Source organism: Pseudomonas glycinae (assembly GCF_001594225.2).
Lineage (GTDB): Bacteria > Pseudomonadota > Gammaproteobacteria > Pseudomonadales > Pseudomonadaceae > Aquipseudomonas > Aquipseudomonas glycinae.
This window is the reverse complement of record NZ_CP014205.2, coordinates 5,744,079-5,762,796: the sequence shown is the minus strand read 5'-3', so window position 1 is coordinate 5,762,796 and position 18,718 is coordinate 5,744,079. Positions and strand designations below refer to the sequence as shown.

Sequence of the window (18,718 nt, the reverse complement as noted above, 5' to 3'; positions counted from 1 at the left end):
ATCGCTTTCGCGGGCAAGTCGAATCGTCGCACCGCCGCTCCCACAGGGTACGGCGCTTTACTCAAAAGTTGAGCGCGGCACAAAACTGTGGGAGCGGGCTTGCCCGCGAAGGGGCCCTCAGTCCAGCCCGAGCTTCTTGAGCCTGTAGCGCATCGACCGAAACGACAGACTCAACCGCTGCGCCGCCGCCGTGCGATTCCAGCGGGTCTCTTCCAGTGCCTGCAGAATCAGTTTGCGCTCGACGCTCTCAAGATAGTCTTCGAGGTTGTCGATCCGGGTGAGATCTGCGACCCCGCCCTCGGCGGCACTGTTGCCCTCACTCAGGCGTAAATCCTCGGCCTCGATCGTGTGGTTTTCACACAGGGTGTGCGCCCGTTCGAGCACGTTCTCCAGTTCCCGCACGTTACCCGGAAAGCGGTAGTTTTTCAGCGCCTCAAGGGCATGGGGATGAAGACGTGCCGCCGGTTGTCCGGTGCCATTGGCCAGGCGCCTGAGTACATGGCCGGCCAGTGCTTCGATGTCCTCGCGACGTTCGCGCAGGGACGGCACACGCAGTTCGATCACGTTCAACCGGTAATACAGATCCTGACGAAAGCGCTCGGCAGCCACTTCCGCGTCGAGGTCCTTGTGCGTCGCGCAAAGGATGCGCACATCAACCACGGTTTCCTGTTGACCGCCGACGCTGCGCACGGCTTTTTCCTGGATCGCCCGCAGCAGCTTGACCTGCATCGGCAGCGGCAGGTCCGCCACCTCGTCAAGAAACAGCGTGCCACCGTGGGCTGCCTGAAACAGTCCCGGTTTATCCTCCACCGCACCGCTGAAACTGCCTTTGCGGTGGCCGAAGAATTCGCTCTCCATCAGCTCTGAAGGAATCGCCCCGCAGTTCACCGGCACGAATGGCCGGCTGGCGCGCGGGCCCTGTTCATGAATCAGTCGGGCCACCAGCTCCTTGCCGCTGCCGGACTCGCCACTGATGTAGACCGGTGCCTGGCTGCGAGCCAGTTTGTCGATCTGTTTGCGCAGGTTGCGCATCGGCGGCGATTCGCCAAGCAACCGGCGGTCGATCGAGGTGCAGACATTACCCGCCGGCGGCATGCGCAACGCCGAGCCGACCAGCTCGCGCAGACGCGTCAGGTCCACCGGTTTGGTGAGGAAGTCGAAAGCCCCGGCCTTCAGGGCGTTGATCGCCGTTTCCAGGCTACCGTAGGCGGTAATCATCGCCACCGGCAGTTGTGGATAACGTTGCTGGATGTGCTGCACCAGCTCCAGGCCGGTGCCGTCGGGCAGGCGCATGTCGGTCAGGCACAGATCGAAACTCTCGCGGTGCAGCAGCGCCTGGGCTTCTGCGAGATTGCGTGCGCTGAAGGTGTCGAGTTTCATCCGTCCCAGGGTGATTTCCAGGAGTTCGCGGATATCCGGCTCGTCGTCGACGATGAGGATTTTTTGCCGTGGGCTCGTGTTCAACTTTGTTTCCGTCCGTGAGCAAAGGTGATGCGAAAGCAGCCGCCGCCTTGGCGTGATTTGAAGTCTAGGCGCGCTTGATTGCTTTCGCACAGCTCACGGGACAGATAAAGCCCAAGGCCGGTGCCCTGGCTGCTGGTGGTAAAGAAAGGTTCGAACAGATGAGCCTGTTGTTCCAGCGACACACCGGGGCCGTTGTCCTGCACTTCGAGCACGGCCAGCGTGCTCTCGGGGTCAATGAACAACGTCAGCCACACCTCGGCCGGATCGTGTAGCAGGGCACTGTGGCGCCAGCCATTGCGTAACAGATTGTCGAGAATCTGCGTGAGCTGGCCGGGATCCATCAGGGTGCGAAAATCCCCCGGGCCGATGTGCAGGTGAATATGCTGGCGCTCGCCAGCCTGTTCGCGGCTCTCGCTGACGAACTGCTCCAGCCACGGTTTGAGATCCAGCCGTTGCGGCGCGCTCTGCTGACGGCGGGACAGTTGCAGGACGTTTTCGATGACTCGGTTCATGCGCTGGGAGTGGTCTTGAATGATCTGCGTCAGACGCCGATCCGCGCTGTCGAGTTCCTCGGACTCCTGCAACAGCTGTGCAGCATGACTGATGGCCCCCAGCGGATTGCGGATTTCATGGGCGATACCGGCGGTCAGTCGGCCCAGCGCAGCAAGTTTCAATTGCTGGGCCTGTTGGGCGATCTGGGCGAGGTCTTCGAGAAACACCAGGGTTTGACGGTTCGGACTTTGTTCCAGGGCGATGAAGCTTGGTTGCAGCTCCAGGCCGTTGCCGGCGATTTTCAGGCTTTGCGGGCGCAGGGTCGGGTTGTTCAGCCACAGCTGCAGGCGTTCGACCAGTGCGCTCGAGTGCTCATCGATCAAGTCACCCTCAAGGTGCGTTTGTCCCAGCAGGGCCTTGGCGCTGTGGTTGGCCAATTGCACCCGGCGCTGTTCGTCGAGCACCAGAATGCCGGTGCGCATGCGTTGCAGGATCAACGCATTGAGGGCTTCGAGCCCCACCACCTCGCTGGCGCGCAGCTCGGCCAGGTTCTCACTGACTTCAAGACGGCGGATCAACCCTTGCACCAGCAGCGAGGCGGCGAAGCACAAGGCGCCGAGGGTGCCGGCCTGCAGATAGTCGTTGGCGCTCAAGGGGTGGCTGAAACTCAGCACAAAGCTGAGCCCGACGATGCCGAGGGTGGCGATGGCGGCGATCAGCAAGCCGATGCGTCGTCGCAGCAACGTGTTGCTGATAGCCACCGAAACAATCAGCAAGTTGCCAATCGCACTGGCCACACCGCCGGCCGCATAGAACACGCCGCACAGCAGCAGGATGTCGACCAGTGCCAGAGCGAACAGCTGGGCCGGGCGGTGGATGTTCTCCAGGAACACCACCAGCAGGATGTTCAGCACCAGGTACAACCAGCTGCCATTGCGCAGCCACTCGTCGTTGGCCGAGGTCAGCAGGCGGTTGTCCATGTTGCTGGAGATCAGCAGCACCAGGGTGATGCCGACACTTAAACGGTACAGATGATAGAGGCGCAGCAGTCGCTGGGCCTGTTTGCTGTCGGCGTTGTCGGCCTCAGCGATCACTGGAGCCGGGGCCTTGCTCAAGGTGAGCCTGGCTGCAATACCACTGTTGTTGAAGGTTCAGCGCGCGGTCACGGGGCAGGTGCACGCCGCAATGGGCGCAGCGCACCATCGGCGCGGCATCCTGTTCGCGAGGCGATCGGTTGGACGAGGCGGGGGCCTTGAATTTGCGCCACAACCAGACAGCGGCGGCGATCAAGGCAATCCAGAACAGTAAACGAAGCATGATGGGCGGCTTTTCGGCTAATGATTCGGCAGTTTAGCCAAGGACCTGACAAGCGCACAGCCCAATCACGCGCCGCAATAAAAAGGGAGATCCGAAGATCTCCCTTTTTGGCATCACCGAAGTGATCAGTCGAACAGACCGAAGGTCATGTAGCTGAAGATGGAACGGTCGCTGTCGCTAGACTCCGGTTCCGGCTCTTCGATCACGTCGCCGTTTTCGTCTTTCGGCTTGAGCTCGTTCGGGATCGCGTCTTTCGCGTCCTGGAACTGCTTCTGCACGTCCTGGTTGGCGCGGGTCTCTCCCGGCGGCAGCGGCGGACGGGATTCGATCAGGCCCAGGGTGGCCTTGCTCAGGAACGAACGGTTGTCGGCTTCGGCAACGCGAGGCACGAACTGACCGTCCTGCAGGCTCGGGTGGTTCGGGTAGTTGAGCTTCAGGGTTTCCAGGCTGGTGGCCGCCAGTTCGTCAAGGTGCAGGCGCTGGTAGGCTTCGGTCATCACCGCCAGGCCGTCACCGACCGATGGGGTTTCCTGGAAGTTTTCCACTACATAACGACCACGGTTGGCAGCCGCGACATAGGCCTGACGGGTCAGGTAGTAGTCGGCCACGTGGATTTCGTAGGCAGCCAGCAGGTTGCGCAGGTAGATCATGCGCTGCTTGGCGTCCGGCGCGTAGCGGCTGTTCGGGTAGCGGCTGGTCAGCTGGGCGAACTCGTTGTAGGAGTCGCGGGCGGCACCCGGGTCACGCTTGGTCATGTCCAGCGGCAGGAAGCGCGCCAGCAGGCCGACGTCCTGGTCGAACGAAGTCAGACCTTTCAGGTAGTAGGCGTAATCCACGTTCGGGTGCTGCGGGTGCAGACGAATGAAACGCTCGGCGGCGGACTTTGCAGCTTCCGGCTCGGCGTTCTTGTAGTTGGCATAGATCAGTTCCAGCTGCGCCTGATCGGCATAGCGACCGAACGGATAACGCGACTCCAGAGCCTTCAGCTTGGCTGTGGCGCTGGTGTAGCTGTTGTTGTCCAGGTCCTGTTGAGCCTGCTGGTACAGCTCGGCTTCACTCAGGTTTTCGTCTACGACTTCCTTCGATGAGCAAGCAGCGGTCAATGCGAGGATGGCGATCAGCAGCAGGTGTTTCACTTGCATGGCGGCTTGCGTCCCTATGACGGCCGCTGTCTTGGGCGGGGCCGTCCTGTTATGATGAGCGCCCCGTTGAAAAGCCCCGGGGCAAAAGACGCCGTATTTAACCACAAGCGCGCAGCCGAAACCAAAGGCTGTAGCCGACGCCCAGTCCGAGCATGTCCGATAAAATTGAACTTCGCGCAGAGGTGCCGTCCGAATTGGGCGGCCAACGCCTCGATCAAGTCGCCGCCCAACTCTTCGCCGAGCACTCGCGCTCGCGCCTTTCCGCCTGGATCAAAGAAGGTCGCCTGACTGTGGACGGGGCGGTCATCCGCCCGCGCGACATTGTTCATGGCGGTGCCATCCTTGAGCTGACTGCCGAGCAGGAGGCCCAGGGTGAATGGGTCGCTCAGGACATCGAACTCGACATCGTCTATGAAGACGATGACATTCTGGTGATCAACAAGCCTGCGGGCCTGGTGGTGCACCCGGCTGCCGGTCACGCTGATGGCACCTTGCTCAACGCCTTGCTGCACCACGTGCCGGACATCATCAACGTTCCGCGCGCCGGTATCGTGCATCGTCTGGACAAGGACACCACCGGTCTGATGGTGGTGGCCAAGACCATTCAGGCGCAGACCAAGCTGGTCGCGCAGCTGCAAAGCCGCAGCGTCAGCCGGATCTACGAGTGCATCGTGATCGGCGTGGTCACCGCCGGCGGCAAGATCAACGCCCCGATCGGCCGCCACGGCCAGCAGCGTCAGCGCATGGCGGTGATGGAAGGCGGCAAGCCGGCCGTCAGCCACTACCGCGTGCTGGAGCGTTTCCGTTCCCACACCCACGTTCGGGTGAAGCTGGAAACCGGTCGTACCCACCAGATTCGCGTGCACATGGCGCACATCAACTTCCCGTTGGTCGGCGACCCGGCATACGGCGGTCGTTTCCGCATTCCGCCGGCCGCGAGCCAGACCATGGTCGAATCCCTCAAGCACTTCCCGCGTCAGGCCCTGCATGCGCGGTTCCTTGAGCTGGATCACCCGACCACCGGTGAGCGCATGAGCTGGGAATCGCCGCTGCCGGAAGATCTGGTGTGGCTGCTGACCCTGCTCAAGCAGGATCGCGAGGCATTCGTCGGATGAACTGGCTGACGCCGGACTGGCCCGCGCCGGCCAGCGTCAAGGCCTGTGTCACCACCCGCGAGGGCGGCGTCAGCGAGGCGCCGTTCGACAGCCTCAACCTGGGCGATCATGTCGATGACCGCCCGGAGGCTGTTGCCGAAAACCGTCGGCGTCTGACCGAACACTTCTCTATAAAGCCTGCCTGGCTGCAGCAAGTGCACGGGATTGCCGTGGCGCATGCGGATCCGTCCGTGGTGGCCACGGCGGATGCCAGCTGGACGGCAACCCCCGGTATCGCGTGTGCAGCAATGACTGCCGATTGCCTGCCGGCGCTGTTCTGCGACCGGGCCGGTACTCGCGTGGCAGCGGCTCATGCGGGTTGGCGTGGATTGGCGGCCGGCGTGCTGGAAGCCACCGTCGACAGTCTGGATGTGCCCGCCGAAGACGTTCTGGTCTGGCTCGGCCCGGCCATCGGCCCGCAAGCCTTCGAAGTCGGTCCGGAAGTCCGGGAAGTCTTCATCAATCAATTGCCCGAGGCCGAGACAGCCTTTGTCCCGAGCCACAACGCCGGCAAGTTCATGGCTGACATCTATAAGCTGGCGCGGCTGCGTCTGGCAGTCCGCGGTGTCAACGCTGTTTATGGTGGCGGTTTCTGTACAGTGACCGATCCGCGCTTCTTTTCCTATCGCCGTGCGCCTCGCACTGGTCGCTTCGCCTCTTTAGTCTGGCTTACCCGCTAAACTCTCTGATCTGCATCAACTCCCTGACGCTTGAATCTTCCAGAATCGACCGCATCTATAGCGGTATCTGGCAGGTTTCTTTATTCAGGATGGTTTTTTAGGTCCGGCCTGCTCAAAAGGAAGGTGACCCATGCGTATAGACCGTTTAACCAGCAAATTGCAGTTGGCGTTGTCCGATGCCCAATCCCTGGCTGTCGGCCACGATCATCCTGCCATCGAGCCGGCGCATTTGATGCAGGCCATGCTTGAACAGCAGGGTGGTTCGATCAAGCCCCTGTTGATGCAGGTGGGCTTCGACGTCAACAGCTTGCGTAAAGAGCTGACCAAAGAGCTCGATCAATTACCGAAAATCCAGAACCCGACCGGCGACGTCAACATGTCGCAGGATCTGGCGCGTCTGCTCAACCAGGCCGACCGTCTGGCCCAGCAGAAGGGCGATCAGTTCATTTCCAGCGAGCTGGTGCTGCTCGCCGCGATGGACGAGAACAGCAAGCTCGGCAAGTTGCTGCTCGGCCAGGGCGTGAGCAAAAAGGCGCTGGAGAATGCAATCAACAACCTGCGCGGTGGCGAGGCGGTCAATGACGCCAACCACGAAGAGTCGCGTCAGGCACTGGATAAGTACACCGTCGACCTGACCAAACGCGCCGAAGAAGGCAAGCTTGACCCGGTGATCGGCCGTGACGACGAGATCCGTCGCACTATTCAGGTGCTGCAACGCCGCACCAAGAACAACCCGGTGCTGATCGGCGAGCCTGGCGTGGGTAAAACCGCGATTGCCGAAGGTCTCGCGCAACGCATCATCAATGGTGAAGTGCCGGACGGCCTGCGCGGCAAGCGTCTGCTGTCCCTCGATATGGGTGCGCTGATTGCCGGTGCCAAGTATCGCGGCGAGTTTGAAGAGCGCCTGAAAGCGCTGCTCAATGAATTGTCGAAGCAGGAAGGGCAGATCATTCTGTTCATCGACGAACTGCACACCATGGTCGGCGCCGGCAAGGGCGAAGGCTCGATGGACGCCGGCAATATGCTCAAACCGGCCCTGGCCCGTGGTGAGTTGCACTGCGTCGGCGCGACTACGCTGAACGAGTACCGCCAATATATAGAGAAGGACGCGGCCCTCGAGCGACGCTTCCAGAAAGTGCTGGTGGACGAGCCGAGCGAAGAAGACACCATCGCGATCCTGCGTGGCCTCAAGGAGCGTTACGAGGTTCACCACAAGGTGGCGATTACCGACGGCGCGATCATCGCGGCGGCCAAGCTCAGCCATCGCTACATCACTGACCGACAGCTGCCGGACAAGGCGATCGACCTGATCGACGAAGCGGCCAGCCGCATCCGCATGGAGATCGACTCCAAGCCGGAAGTGCTGGATCGTCTGGAGCGGCGCCTGATTCAGCTGAAAGTTGAATCCCAGGCGCTGAAGAAAGAGAGCGATGACGCGGCGAAGAAACGTCTGGAGAAACTCCAGGAAGAAATCGATCGCCACGAACGTGAGTACTCGGATCTGGAAGAAATCTGGAACTCGGAAAAAGCCGAGGTCCAGGGTTCTGCGCAGATTCAGCAGAAGATCGAACAGTCCCGTCAGGAGCTGGAAGCCGCGCGCCGTAAAGGCGACCTGAACCGCATGGCCGAGTTGCAGTACGGGGTGATCCCGGATCTGGAGCGCAGCCTGCAAATGGTCGACCAGCACGGCAAGAGCGAAAACCAGTTGCTGCGCAGCAAGGTGACCGAAGAAGAGATCGCCGAAGTCGTCTCGAAGTGGACCGGCATCCCCGTGTCGAAAATGCTCGAAGGCGAGCGCGACAAGCTGATGAAGATGGAAAGCCTGTTGCATCAACGCGTGATCGGCCAGGACGAGGCGGTGGTGGCGGTTGCCAACGCGGTGCGACGTTCGCGCGCCGGGTTGTCCGACCCGAATCGCCCGAGCGGCTCGTTCATGTTCCTCGGCCCGACCGGGGTCGGTAAAACCGAGCTGTGCAAGGCGCTGGCCGAGTTCCTCTTCGATACTGAAGAGGCGATGGTGCGGATCGACATGTCCGAGTTCATGGAGAAACATTCCGTGGCGCGACTGATCGGGGCTCCACCGGGCTACGTCGGCTACGAAGAGGGTGGCTACCTGACCGAAGCGGTACGGCGCAAGCCTTACTCGGTGATCCTGCTGGATGAAGTCGAGAAGGCGCATCCGGACGTGTTCAACATCCTGCTGCAAGTGCTGGAGGATGGTCGTCTGACCGACAGCCATGGCCGCACGGTGGACTTCCGCAATACCGTGATCGTCATGACCTCCAACCTCGGTTCGATGCAGATCCAGGAACTGGTCGGTGATCGTGAAGCACAACGGGCAGCGGTGATGGATGCGATTTCCACCCACTTCCGTCCGGAGTTCATCAACCGCGTTGACGAAGTGGTGATTTTCGAGCCATTGGCGCGGGATCAGATCGCGGGCATCACCGAGATCCAGCTGGGCCGTCTGCGCAGCCGTCTGGCCGAGCGCGAGCTGAAGCTGGAACTGAGCCCTGAGGCGATGGACAAGCTGATTGCCGTTGGTTACGACCCGGTCTATGGCGCACGGCCGCTGAAGCGGGCGATCCAGCGCTGGATCGAGAACCCGCTGGCACAGTTGATCCTGTCGGGGCGTTTCCTGCCAGGCGAGACCGCGACCGGCGTCGTGGAGAACGACGAGATCACGTTCAACTGACGCTCGACGGTGGTGAAGTAATCAAGGCCTCGCAATGCGAGGCCTTTTTTTTCGCCAGGCTGTTGAACTCAAAGGAAAAGGCTTGTAAAGTGCGCCCCGCAGTCAGTCACCAACACGGTTTCAGCTCACTGGGCAGAAATCTGAAATAAGTTGCAAATCATTAACTTGAAAGCAATTTAGGGGGTTGACAGAGGTGTTCTAGGTTGTAGAATAGCGCGCCTCAGGCACACGAACGCAGCGATGCGAAAACGGTGTCGAGAAGCTGCAAGTTTCACCGTAGTAAATTGAAATGTGTAGTTCCGTGATAGCTCAGTCGGTAGAGCAAATGACTGTTAATCATTGGGTCCCAGGTTCGAGTCCTGGTCACGGAGCCAATTTCAAACCGGGGTATAGCGCAGTCCGGTAGCGCGCCTGCTTTGGGAGCAGGATGTCAGGAGTTCGAATCCCCTTACCCCGACCATTTTTGGGTCGTTAGCTCAGTTGGTAGAGCAGTTGGCTTTTAACCAATTGGTCGTAGGTTCGAATCCCACACGACCCACCATTTTTGAAACCAGGTAACACTGGGATCGAATCTTAAGATCAGAGGCCAAAAGCGCTGATCGAAGAAGGCGATCTTTGAAAGGTCGCCTTTTTTTTACCGGGGTATAGCGCAGTCCGGTAGCGCGCCTGCTTTGGGAGCAGGATGTCGGGAGTTCGAATCCCCCTACCCCGACCATATTAAAAATCCTCGTATCGAAAGATACGGGGATTTTTTTTGCCCTGCGGAAATGTTTCATTCAAGTCGTCATACAACTTGCCGATAGCCCGCTAACGAAAGGGGCCTGCCATTGATCGCCCCTTGAATCCGGCCAATACAAGAAAAAGGGCGTTCGTCATGTTGCTTCGTCAGTTGAATATTGCTCCCCGTGCCGCCTTGGGCTTCGCCCTGATCGCGGTGCTGGTGGCATTGCTGGGGGTGTTTGCGCTGGGGCAGATGTCGAGCATCCGCGACAGCGAAGTGGCGGTGGAGACGCAATGGCTGCCGAGCATTCGTGGTGGCGACGAAATTCGCGAAATCATGTTGCGCATCCGCACCATCTCCCTGCGCATGGCGCTGGATCAGGATCCGGCCAACATCGCCACGTACCGCAGCCAGATGGACACCCGCGACAAGGAACTGAGCGAGAAAATCGCCGCTTACGACCGACTGGTGACCACCCCGGAAGGGCAGCAGTTGTACGATCAGTTCAAAAAGACCTTCGCTTCCTACCGCACTGGGATCGCTCAGTCGTTCACCCTCGCCGAGCAAGGCAAGCGTGACGAGCTGACCAAGCTGCTGCTGGTCGACATGAAAACCGTGGTCGACGGCTCCGGCAAACAACTCAACGACCTGGCAGACCTGTTCGCCCGTCAGGTCGCCGCTGAAAGCCAGAACTCTGCCGCCCACTACGAAACCTCGCGCACTATCGTGAGCTTGTTCATTGCTTTGGCGGCGCTGGCCACCGTCGCACTGGCCATGTTGCTGACCCGCAGCATCGTCCGCCCCCTGAGCGCCGCCGTCGACGCCGCTGAGCACGTCGCCAGAGGCGATCTGACCCGTCCGATCGAAACTCACGGCAACGATGAGGTCAGCCGCTTGCTCAAGGCGTTGGCGACCATGCAGCAGAACCTGCGCGAAACCCTGCAGGGCATCAGCGGCTCGGCCACGCAACTGGCGACTGCTTCCGACGAACTGAGCGCGGTCACCCACGACAGCACGCAAGGGCTGCAACAGCAGAACAACGAAATCGAACAAGCCGCCACCGCCGTCAACGAGATGACCACCGCGGTCGAGGAAGTCGCCCGCAATGCGGTGTCGACGTCCGACGCCACCCGCCAGTCCAGTGAGTCGGCACAGTTGGGCCAGGAGCGGGTCAGCGAAACCGCCAGCGCCATCAACGCCCTGGCCAGCGAAGTCGAGCACACTGGTGAGCTGGTGCAATCGCTGGCCAACCAGTCGCAAGACATCGGCAAGGTGCTGGACGTGATCCGGGCGATCGCCGAGCAGACCAACCTGCTCGCGCTTAACGCCGCCATCGAAGCAGCACGGGCCGGGGAGAGCGGGCGCGGGTTTGCCGTGGTCGCCGATGAAGTCCGGGCGCTGGCTTATCGCACGCAGCAATCGACCCAGGAAATCGAGCAAATGGTGCAGGGCATGCGCAATGGCTCGAGCCTGGCGCTGGAGTCGATGCAGGCCAGTGCCTCGCGAGCGGCCACCACGCTGGTGCTGGCCGAGCGGGCCGGTGAGGCGTTGCAGACGATCACGGCCTCGGTACACGAAATCCACGAGCGCAATCTGGTGATCGCCAGCGCCGCCGAAGAGCAGGCGCAAGTGGCGCGGGAAGTGGATCGCAATCTGGTGAACATACGCGATCTGTCGGTGCGTTCGGCGGCCGGTGCCGATCAAACCAACGCGTCGAGCCATGAACTGTCGCAACTGGCCAACGCCCTGCAAGGCATGGTGCGACGCTTCCAGCTGTAATCGTGCAGGCGTGAAAAAGCCGCGCTTCTCGTCAGAGAAAGCGCGGCTTTGTTTTGTCGGGCGTCTGAAAAATCAGGCACCGTCCTGGTCTTTCAGGTGTTCGAACAGGCCTTTGGGCATTTTCTTGCCATTGGCTTCGAAGTTGGCTTTGACGTTGTTGTACGCCTCCTGCTCGTCGATGAAACCGTCGTGGTTGGTGTCGATCTTGTCGAAGTCGGACTTCGGCGCGACCTTCAGGAATTCGGCGCGCGAAACCTTGCCGTCACCATCGGTGTCGGTCTTGGCCATCGACGCATCGCCGCATTTGCCTTCACCGCATTTGCCTTCCGGGGTTTTCACCGAGGTCTCGGCCGAAGCGACCATATAGCCCTGGGCCAGCGGTTGCGCGGCGAATACCGAGCCGGACAGCATCAGGCCGCCGGCCAGTACGGCACCGACCAGGCCAAGGGAGTTTTTGCCGATTTTCGAAGTACGGGACATTGCATTCTCCTTCGGTTGCACAGCGCAACCACACGTTAAGGGCGATCAAGCCGGAGCAGGTGTGCTCGGGTGTGGCCATTAAGCGGTGGCGGTGTATCGCGTCTGTGTCCGGGAGCGGGGCGTTTGTAAGCGAAGGCGCGGAAAAGCTAATTTGATACACAGGCTAACAGAGGGCGGTAGATCCTAATTCCTTGAAATAGCGCCCTTTGTTCTTCATAGGAATTTGGAGAGTGGTTCAATCACTTACCATACACAACGGTAACCTAAAGATTGGGAGTGTAACGCCTCATTGGTGCAACCTCACGATTCTGTACTCCAAATAATCGTTGTATCCATGCAATAGTTCCGCTTGCGTCTTGTGTGATCAAGTTGGCATTAGGATAATAATCGTCTGCTCTCCACAATTCGTTCATAGTCGAGTAGTTTCTGATGTAAACCGCATTCGCTTCCGGAAAACCAATGACAGGTCGCTGCAGGGCATTTGCAACTTCCTGAGCTGCACCGGATCGACCGGAAAAGCACGCTAACAGAAGTATTGGCTCGTCCGGTGCTCTGTTCAGTCCCGTCAGTCTTGGTGCAATATCGGTCATCGCCACGTAAGACGCAGGTCGCATGACACCTGAGGTATCCATGAGTTGACCTGCCGGATTTCCATGTGTCTGGTACGCCAGGATGCCTTGTCCGTAGAGATCATCGTAGAACACAACGGGAGGTTGGCCGGGAGGGGCGTAAAGTACATTCCCAGCAGACATTGAAAAATCTTTGGCAGCAGAAGTATTAGCTGCACGTGCCCATTTTCCTACAAGGCTCATGACTTTGTTCGAGGCCTTGATGGCTGACGGTGCGAGTAGTGTTACTGACGATGCCAACCCTGTGCCCAATGAAATCCAGCCCAGAATTTCCGCTGCCTGCCGATTTCCTGTTTCCTCCATTATCGGGACGGCGAGCCCTGTCAGTAACGATATTGATCCCAGGGATGCAGAAGCCACCGCAACGACGACTATGAAAGTCATCGTTTTTGCCACCGCCACTGCCCCGATTACGACGGCTGAAATGACTGCTCCGGTAGACGCGGCCGTCATCACCCCTGCCACCGCCGCAATCATTGCAGCTCCCACCGGCGCGAATACTCCGAACGATGCAGCCATGAGTACTGCTCCCGTTACTGTGGCGACTATGACACCTAACCAGCTCCAGAAGGATTGGCCGGCAGGATCGATCCGGTTGATGGGATCCGCACCGCAATAGGCATACCGGTTCAGCCCTCCCTCATCCATTGGGCTGCGGCTGTCAGGTGCCAGAAACAGCATCAGTTCCGGGGAGTAAGGACGGTAGCTGCCGGGGTGATAGAGACTGGTCGCCAGATCGCGGAGCTCACCGGCGTAGCCGATTCGGCTATGTGCCGAGCCGTCATCGGAGCCATGCGCCGTGTAACTGATCAAGCGATTCTCGCTGTCATTCTCCAGGCGGACAGAGCCTTGACCATCAGTGCCGGTCAACAGCACGCTGCGTATCGATTCACTCAGCCGACTTTCGGCAAACACAGCGTTTGCAGATCGTACCAGCGTCAACAGTGCACCATTGGCAGATCGTTCGTTAACGACTTGATTGCCAGCATAAAATCGGCGGGCATTTGCGCCTTCGATTTCCTGTTCTGCCAGGCGTCCCAAAGGGTCGTAGCGGTAATGGCTGATGACACCGTTTTCTGTGATCTTGCGCACACGCCCGTTTGAATCCCATTCGAGCTGACGATACAGCACACCGTTGTGGCGCTCCGTTTTCAACCTGCCAGCAACATCCCAGGCCAAGTCGATATCGATATCCTGGACCCCACGGTGGATGATGGATATCGGGCGATCCGGGGCGAAGTCGTCATAGGTGAAAGTCATGGTGTTGCGGGTGTTGTCGGCGTAGGTAGTCTCCAGTTGCTGGTAACCGTCCAAGTCATTCAATGTGAACATTTGTTGCCTGATTCTTTTACCCGTTCGCTTGTCCAGCGGGGCATCGGGTCCGGAGGCCGAAGTTGTGAGCAGTCGCCCCCGGAGGTCATAGGTGTAATGTTCGTCGCTGCGCAGAACGTCTGCCATCTCCCAGCGACGTGATGCAACTTTGTCTCTGCCTGTATATGTCAGCGTTTGCGCCGTTGCTTGATCAGAACCGCTGCCATTGCTCAGCCAGGTGCGCTTCAGTTCTCTGCCGAAAGCATCGTAGGACAGTGTCTGCTGCAGGCTTTTGTTCTTTTCGGTATCCAGGGTGGTAATGATGTGAACCCGGCCAGCAGCATCATAGTCAGACGTGACTATGACCGACCCTGATTTCTGAACGGTTGGCCGGCCGAAATCGTCGTACTCAACCAGATGTTCCGTACCTCCGACATCTGTGAAACCCAAGGCCCGTCCGAGCAGCGACTGGCGGGAGGTGTTGGTATGGGTTTCATTTGCCACCGTCCAGTCTTCCTTGATCAGGCGCCCGGCTTCGGAGTATTCATGTTTGATAACGCCCAACCCACCTGTTACTTGCGTTAGAAAACCTTCTGGCGGACGGAACTGATATGACACTCCGCGATCACCCTCGGGCACAGCTGAAATCAGGGCGTTATCGAGAAACCTTTCATAAGACAGTCTGACCAGTCGCCCATCGGATTGTGTCGCGGAAGCGGGTGGCAGTTGCCCTTCCAGGTAATGGAGTGTTTCAGTCTGATCTCCTGACCGGCGGCTGACCGGGCGGCCCAGGCTATCGAATGTCTGTTCCGCCAATACCTGTTCGCGACCGTCGGGTGAGGTCAAGGTGACTTTCACCGGATGCTCGCCTTCACTGTGAGCCGCGTAGGTCCAGCGCACGATGGTCGAATCTTCGCGAATGAAGGCCGTTGTCCGGCCCAATACATCGCGTTCTATCCGGGTCAAGGTAGTCAAGCCATCAGCTTCGACCTTATGGCCGATGGGGCGGTAAAGACCGTCGAAGGTCCAGCTTTCAGTACGTAGTACGGCACCGGGCTCTCCGTTGTCGGCGCTTGGTTCGCGCAGGGTGACTTTTTCGACTTTGCCCGCCAGGTTACGGATCACTTCCGTTTCGCCGCTGCTTTTGCCGTTGCGGTCCTGCTGCCAATGACGGCTGTTCAGGCTGATCGGGTCGAAGTTCGCGTGATGGCTGGTGCCGTCGGGTTGCCTCTTTACGGCGACTTGCCCCCAACTATCGGGTTCATTGGTTGTGGTCAGCCGAATCGGGTTGTCTCGTCCTGGTAGCCAATCCTGGGCGGTCTCAGTGCAAACGTTACCGTCATGGTCGTAAGTGCAAGACCACACTTCGCAAAATGCCTCGCCGGTGATATCGATGTCTTGCCGTTCCTCGCGCACGGTCCTGCCGCTGCCATCCAGATATCGGCGAAGTTTTTGCCGGGTAATATCGCTCTCCTCAACAAACACAGGGCCTTTGTGATTGCTGCCGGCAGTGCTGTAACTGCACTTGTTGGTCACTTCATAAGGTGAACCTGCCGAGGAGGTTCGCATTACAACGCGTCCCAGTAGATCATAGGCGAATGTCGTCTTGACTCCGTTTTCGTTGACTTCGGCCAGCGTCAAACCTGTCAGCGAATTACGCAGAGTGGAGGTATTTACCGCTAAACCATCATGTCCCGTCCGGGTCTGGATTTCACCCACCCCCTCGGCATCAAGTATGCGTTTGAATGTTGTCGTGGTGACAAAGCCGTTATAGGTGTTGACGGTTTGAACTGGCTGGCCGAAAAACGCACTGTCAATGTCAGTGTCCCAAATTTGCTCGGTTATTCCGATCAGCTGCTCTTGTGGAAGGGCAAGTGCCACTGCTGTTTCCAGGTGAGCAACCAGGCTCTGTACGTCGTCAGGGTTTCTCCGGGGAAGCAGCGAATATTGGTAAGTCGTTTTTATGGGCAGCGCCCCGGCGGCAGGAGTGGCGGGAGTCAGCGTCTTGTTTTCGATCCAACGGACAAACAGACCACCGTCATCCGGGCAGCCGTCACCACCGTTCAGAGGGTAGTAATTCGAGGTTTCGACACGACCATCCGAATAGCGCTTTTGCAGAATATTCCCATAGTCGTCGTAGTCAGTTTCCTCACGAATTTCCCTCGGTAGCTGCACACCATCCGTATAGATCTTCGACGCCGCTACTGGCAGTTGGAACCACGCTGGCTGTTCCTCCCAGCTTTTATGTGGGTCGTCGCCATAAACTGTTTTATGGGTGATGGTTTTTTGTTGGGTGATCATCTGGCCGTTTTGCAATAGAGAGCTGTAACGAGTCATCACTTCAGTGATTTGCAGGTGAAAGCGGTTCCAGGTCCTTTCGGCGGTGGCCAGGATTTCACCCTTTGCATTCATGACGGTTTCAATGCTGGTGTAGTGATAATTGGTCATCCGGTAAAGATTGTCGGTTCCGTCCTGCCAGCCTCCGGGTGGTGCAACGTCACCACCGAGAAAGTTGGAGGTACCGACGTAAGTGTATTCGCGATAGATTTCCGGTTGCCCGGCACCGGGAGCATGTCGGTGACTGTTGATTCTTGGCAGCCATTGGATAGGTGCGCCGGGTGGAAGACGGTGGCCCTGGTCACCGGTCGCGTATGTCATGGTGTCTTCACTTCCCAGCGGGCCGCGTACACGGTTGGGAAACAACAGGCCGCTGTCCGGGTCGCTCAAATATTCGAACGTCCAGCGACTGTCGCCGTCAGGCAGGATGAGATAAGTGAGTTGGCCATTCACTCGTTGCAGGGTAATCGCCGACTCGCTATCAGTGCCGGGAAATGCGCTAAAGATCACGCCTTCCCGGTTTGTGACGACCTTCAACAACGGAAGCGCAGGGCCGCGCTCATCCCAAATGCTCTCCAGATCAAACTGACCGTCGCCGCGGGGCAGCCATTTAAAGAACGCCTGACGCCCTTGGGGTGAGCGCATCTGAACGACCAGCGCCAAGCCGCTACGCTCCTGTACTTCCAGCCATTCGGTGTCACCGCTCTTGTGCTCGACGCGAAACATTCGCCCATCAATACCGATCTGCCGCACTACAAAACTGCGCAGTTTCTGGTCGTGAAACGCCAACAACCCGTTATCGGAAAAGTCCGATTTGTGCCGATCCAGACGAAATTGCTCACCCGTCACCAGGCTGAGACGGTTGGTGTTCAGATCCAGCATCGATACTCCCAACTGCCAGCCGTAACCAAACCCCACGTCAGAGTGCGATTCGAGGGGGCTGAAGCGCAGCGACAGACTGACAACCGGTCCGGCGAGATTGTTGGCCTGCAGCCCAGGTAGTTTGGCCGAGAGCGTGAATTGACCCGTGCGGGGATCAACCCCGGTACTGACATGAGCGAGGAAGTTGCTGGCTTGAGAATAAAGGCCACCTGCCGCTAGGCGATGAGCGAGAGCGTTGTTGTTATTGGCAGGTGGCATGCTCAAGTTCTCCTTGTAAAAGGTAGATGCTGTTCTATTCGTGTTGAGCTTTCAGTCAGAAACGAGAATACATTTGTCTCTACCTTCTACAGGGGGGAGCCCGAGGCTTCCCTCGACGAGGACGATGCCGGGATTTATCTCCGTTCCAGGCGGTACACCTCGACCCTGATCAATCCCTGTCATATCAGTCGGTTGCCCATGGATCGGATCGACAATTCTGTATTTGATATTTCCCAGGTTGAGATTGTCCGGAGGGTTGCGGATGCAATCCTCGTCGGCGAAGAAGGTGAAGCTCACTCCTTCTCTGGGGTTCTCAATAACGAAGTGAAAGTCATTGTCTTGTTTGCAGCTATTGGTTATTCCAAGCTTATGGGTTCCCGGAGTTAATGAGATTCTACAGTTCAGATCAACAATCCCTCCTCTCCCATATAGGACGACAGTAGGTGTTGTAAGAGTGGAAGGTAGTGGGTGCGCGCAGGCGCTCAAACAACACAGAATGAAAACTGTGATAAAGGCTTTCATTGTTTTCTCCGAATCGCTAAAGCCGGAAGGGCGGGCGATGCTTGAGGTTTGGATTAGTTCAGTGTTTATCGTTGTTGCTGTCAATGAGTATTCAGTGGAGAGACTAGGTTCGATTTAAATGTTGTCAATATCTCTTGGGTGAACTGCAGGCTACCATTCGTCGGGACTGTTATTTCTTACAGGTATGATTTTTTTTTGACTGGCGTAGCGTGAAGCTCGAAAGGTTGTTGAGGGGTTTGAGAGGGATTTTCCTATGAAAAAAAATAATCCACAGGCAACGCCGCCGAGAATTTTTTGGCCGAAAACAGATGAAGCGGTTCTTCAGAAATTTGTTGTTAGCGGAGATGGGCATGCGCGTTACGATGTTAGAGCCACTACTCCTGGCAAGGGAGACTCTATCAGCACGAAGATGGAGATACCGGGCCATGGCTGGTGGGATGTTCGAATAACGAAAGATTTTCCGGACAATCAATTTGTGAAATTTGACATTATTATCTGGAAGAGCAGTGAGGCCGGGCGCAGCCCCACCCACAGAGTCTGGATGCACCGTCCCGCGAGAATCGAATCACCGGTTGCAGGTACTCGGATCAGCCTTCATGAAGGGGTCAAAGGCACTGGTGGAATAAGAAACAGCGAAATCCGTTTGGTGTCTGAGGACGGACAAACCGTCTATGGCCGTGGCATGGTGTCTGACAGAGGCACTTGGGAAATCCGTCTGATAGATAAACCGCCGGAAGGAAAGTGCGATTTCAGGTTGGTGCAGGATCAAATAGGCGAAGGGGAGCGAGCGATTACTCAGAATGATGTAGTCACTCTTGAATTTTCAGGTGAATGAGCACATATCGGTTCGAGAGG

The 18,718-nt window shown here is 58.2% G+C and carries 11 protein-coding genes and 4 tRNA genes; 9 read left to right on the top strand and 6 right to left on the bottom strand.

Features of this window, described 5'->3' with window-relative positions:
• Window positions 1-117: 117 nt before the first annotated feature.
• The 4 genes from AWU82_RS26280 to bamD all read right to left on the bottom strand — a co-directional run bounded on the left by AWU82_RS26280 (window position 118) and on the right by bamD (window position 4,415).
• Window positions 118-1,464: a sigma-54-dependent transcriptional regulator gene (locus tag AWU82_RS26280; RefSeq protein ID WP_064382095.1), complete on the bottom strand. Its 1,347-nt coding sequence runs from the start codon at window positions 1,462-1,464 to the stop codon at window positions 118-120.
• The gene (locus AWU82_RS26275) at window positions 1,461-3,050 is read right to left on the bottom strand and encodes a sensor histidine kinase (RefSeq protein WP_064382094.1); all 1,590 of its coding nucleotides are present in this window, start codon (window positions 3,048-3,050) and stop codon (window positions 1,461-1,463) included. The genes AWU82_RS26280 and AWU82_RS26275 overlap by 4 nt, the downstream gene beginning before the upstream one ends.
• The gene (locus tag AWU82_RS26270; RefSeq protein ID WP_011335992.1) at window positions 3,040-3,273 is read right to left on the bottom strand and encodes a PP0621 family protein; all 234 of its coding nucleotides are present in this window, start codon (window positions 3,271-3,273) and stop codon (window positions 3,040-3,042) included. Before AWU82_RS26270 ends, AWU82_RS26275 begins: the two co-directional genes overlap by 11 nt.
• A 125-nt stretch (window positions 3,274-3,398) precedes the next feature.
• The gene (gene bamD / locus AWU82_RS26265; protein WP_007959566.1) at window positions 3,399-4,415 is read right to left on the bottom strand and encodes an outer membrane protein assembly factor BamD; all 1,017 of its coding nucleotides are present in this window, start codon (window positions 4,413-4,415) and stop codon (window positions 3,399-3,401) included.
• Window positions 4,416-4,567: 152 nt separating this feature from the next.
• On the opposite strand from bamD, the gene rluD reads away from it, so the two are divergent.
• The 8 genes from rluD to AWU82_RS26225 all read left to right on the top strand — a co-directional run bounded on the left by rluD (window position 4,568) and on the right by AWU82_RS26225 (window position 11,444).
• Window positions 4,568-5,530 (top strand): 23S rRNA pseudouridine(1911/1915/1917) synthase RluD, encoded by a 963-nt coding sequence (gene rluD / locus AWU82_RS26260; protein ID WP_011335991.1) that lies wholly within the window; start codon window positions 4,568-4,570, stop codon window positions 5,528-5,530.
• Entirely contained in the window at window positions 5,527-6,249 is a 723-nt protein-coding gene (gene pgeF / locus AWU82_RS26255) for a peptidoglycan editing factor PgeF (protein ID WP_064382093.1), read from the top strand. Before rluD ends, pgeF begins: the two co-directional genes overlap by 4 nt.
• A 130-nt stretch (window positions 6,250-6,379) precedes the next feature.
• Window positions 6,380-8,944 (top strand): ATP-dependent chaperone ClpB, encoded by a 2,565-nt coding sequence (gene clpB / locus AWU82_RS26250; RefSeq protein ID WP_064382092.1) that lies wholly within the window; start codon window positions 6,380-6,382, stop codon window positions 8,942-8,944.
• A 298-nt stretch (window positions 8,945-9,242) separates the two neighbouring features.
• A tRNA-Asn gene (locus AWU82_RS26245) sits at window positions 9,243-9,318 on the top strand.
• Window positions 9,319-9,327: 9 nt separating this feature from the next.
• A tRNA-Pro gene (locus AWU82_RS26240) sits at window positions 9,328-9,404 on the top strand.
• 5 nt (window positions 9,405-9,409) lie between these two features.
• Window positions 9,410-9,485 (top strand) — tRNA-Lys (locus AWU82_RS26235).
• 97 nt (window positions 9,486-9,582) lie between these two features.
• A tRNA-Pro gene (locus tag AWU82_RS26230) sits at window positions 9,583-9,659 on the top strand.
• Between the two features lie 159 nt (window positions 9,660-9,818).
• Entirely contained in the window at window positions 9,819-11,444 is a 1,626-nt protein-coding gene (locus AWU82_RS26225; protein ID WP_064382091.1) for a methyl-accepting chemotaxis protein, read from the top strand.
• Between the two features lie 72 nt (window positions 11,445-11,516).
• Here AWU82_RS26225 and AWU82_RS26220 read toward each other — a convergent pair whose 3' ends face one another.
• Both AWU82_RS26220 and AWU82_RS26215 read right to left on the bottom strand, forming a co-directional pair.
• Complete coding sequence (locus tag AWU82_RS26220) at window positions 11,517-11,924, bottom strand: HvfA family oxazolone/thioamide-modified RiPP metallophore (RefSeq protein WP_007959573.1); 408 nt, start codon at window positions 11,922-11,924, stop codon at window positions 11,517-11,519.
• Between the two features lie 263 nt (window positions 11,925-12,187).
• Window positions 12,188-17,341, bottom strand: a complete 5,154-nt coding sequence (locus tag AWU82_RS26215; RefSeq protein WP_064382090.1) for an RHS repeat domain-containing protein — start codon at window positions 17,339-17,341, stop codon at window positions 12,188-12,190.
• A 775-nt stretch (window positions 17,342-18,116) separates the two neighbouring features.
• Between AWU82_RS26215 and AWU82_RS26210 the strand changes: the two genes are divergently transcribed.
• On the top strand, window positions 18,117-18,698 hold the full coding sequence (locus AWU82_RS26210; protein WP_064382088.1) for a hypothetical protein: 582 nt from the start codon (window positions 18,117-18,119) through the stop codon (window positions 18,696-18,698).
• The last annotated feature ends 20 nt before the right edge of the window (window positions 18,699-18,718 follow it).

Excerpts from the sequence above, each read along its gene's own strand:
- clpB (WP_064382092.1), top strand. The coding sequence starts at position 6,380 with ATGCGTATAGACCGTTTAACCAGCAAATTGCAGTTGGCGTTGTCCGAT.
- AWU82_RS26215 (WP_064382090.1), bottom strand. The coding sequence starts at position 17,341 with ATGCCACCTGCCAATAACAACAACGCTCTCGCTCATCGCCTAGCGGCA.
- AWU82_RS26210 (WP_064382088.1), top strand. The coding sequence starts at position 18,117 with ATGAAAAAAAATAATCCACAGGCAACGCCGCCGAGAATTTTTTGGCCG.
- pgeF (WP_064382093.1), top strand. The coding sequence starts at position 5,527 with ATGAACTGGCTGACGCCGGACTGGCCCGCGCCGGCCAGCGTCAAGGCC.
- AWU82_RS26220 (WP_007959573.1), bottom strand. The coding sequence starts at position 11,924 with ATGTCCCGTACTTCGAAAATCGGCAAAAACTCCCTTGGCCTGGTCGGT.
- rluD (WP_011335991.1), top strand. The coding sequence starts at position 4,568 with ATGTCCGATAAAATTGAACTTCGCGCAGAGGTGCCGTCCGAATTGGGC.
- AWU82_RS26270 (WP_011335992.1), bottom strand. The coding sequence starts at position 3,273 with ATGCTTCGTTTACTGTTCTGGATTGCCTTGATCGCCGCCGCTGTCTGG.
- bamD (WP_007959566.1), bottom strand. The coding sequence starts at position 4,415 with ATGCAAGTGAAACACCTGCTGCTGATCGCCATCCTCGCATTGACCGCT.
- AWU82_RS26225 (WP_064382091.1), top strand. The coding sequence starts at position 9,819 with ATGTTGCTTCGTCAGTTGAATATTGCTCCCCGTGCCGCCTTGGGCTTC.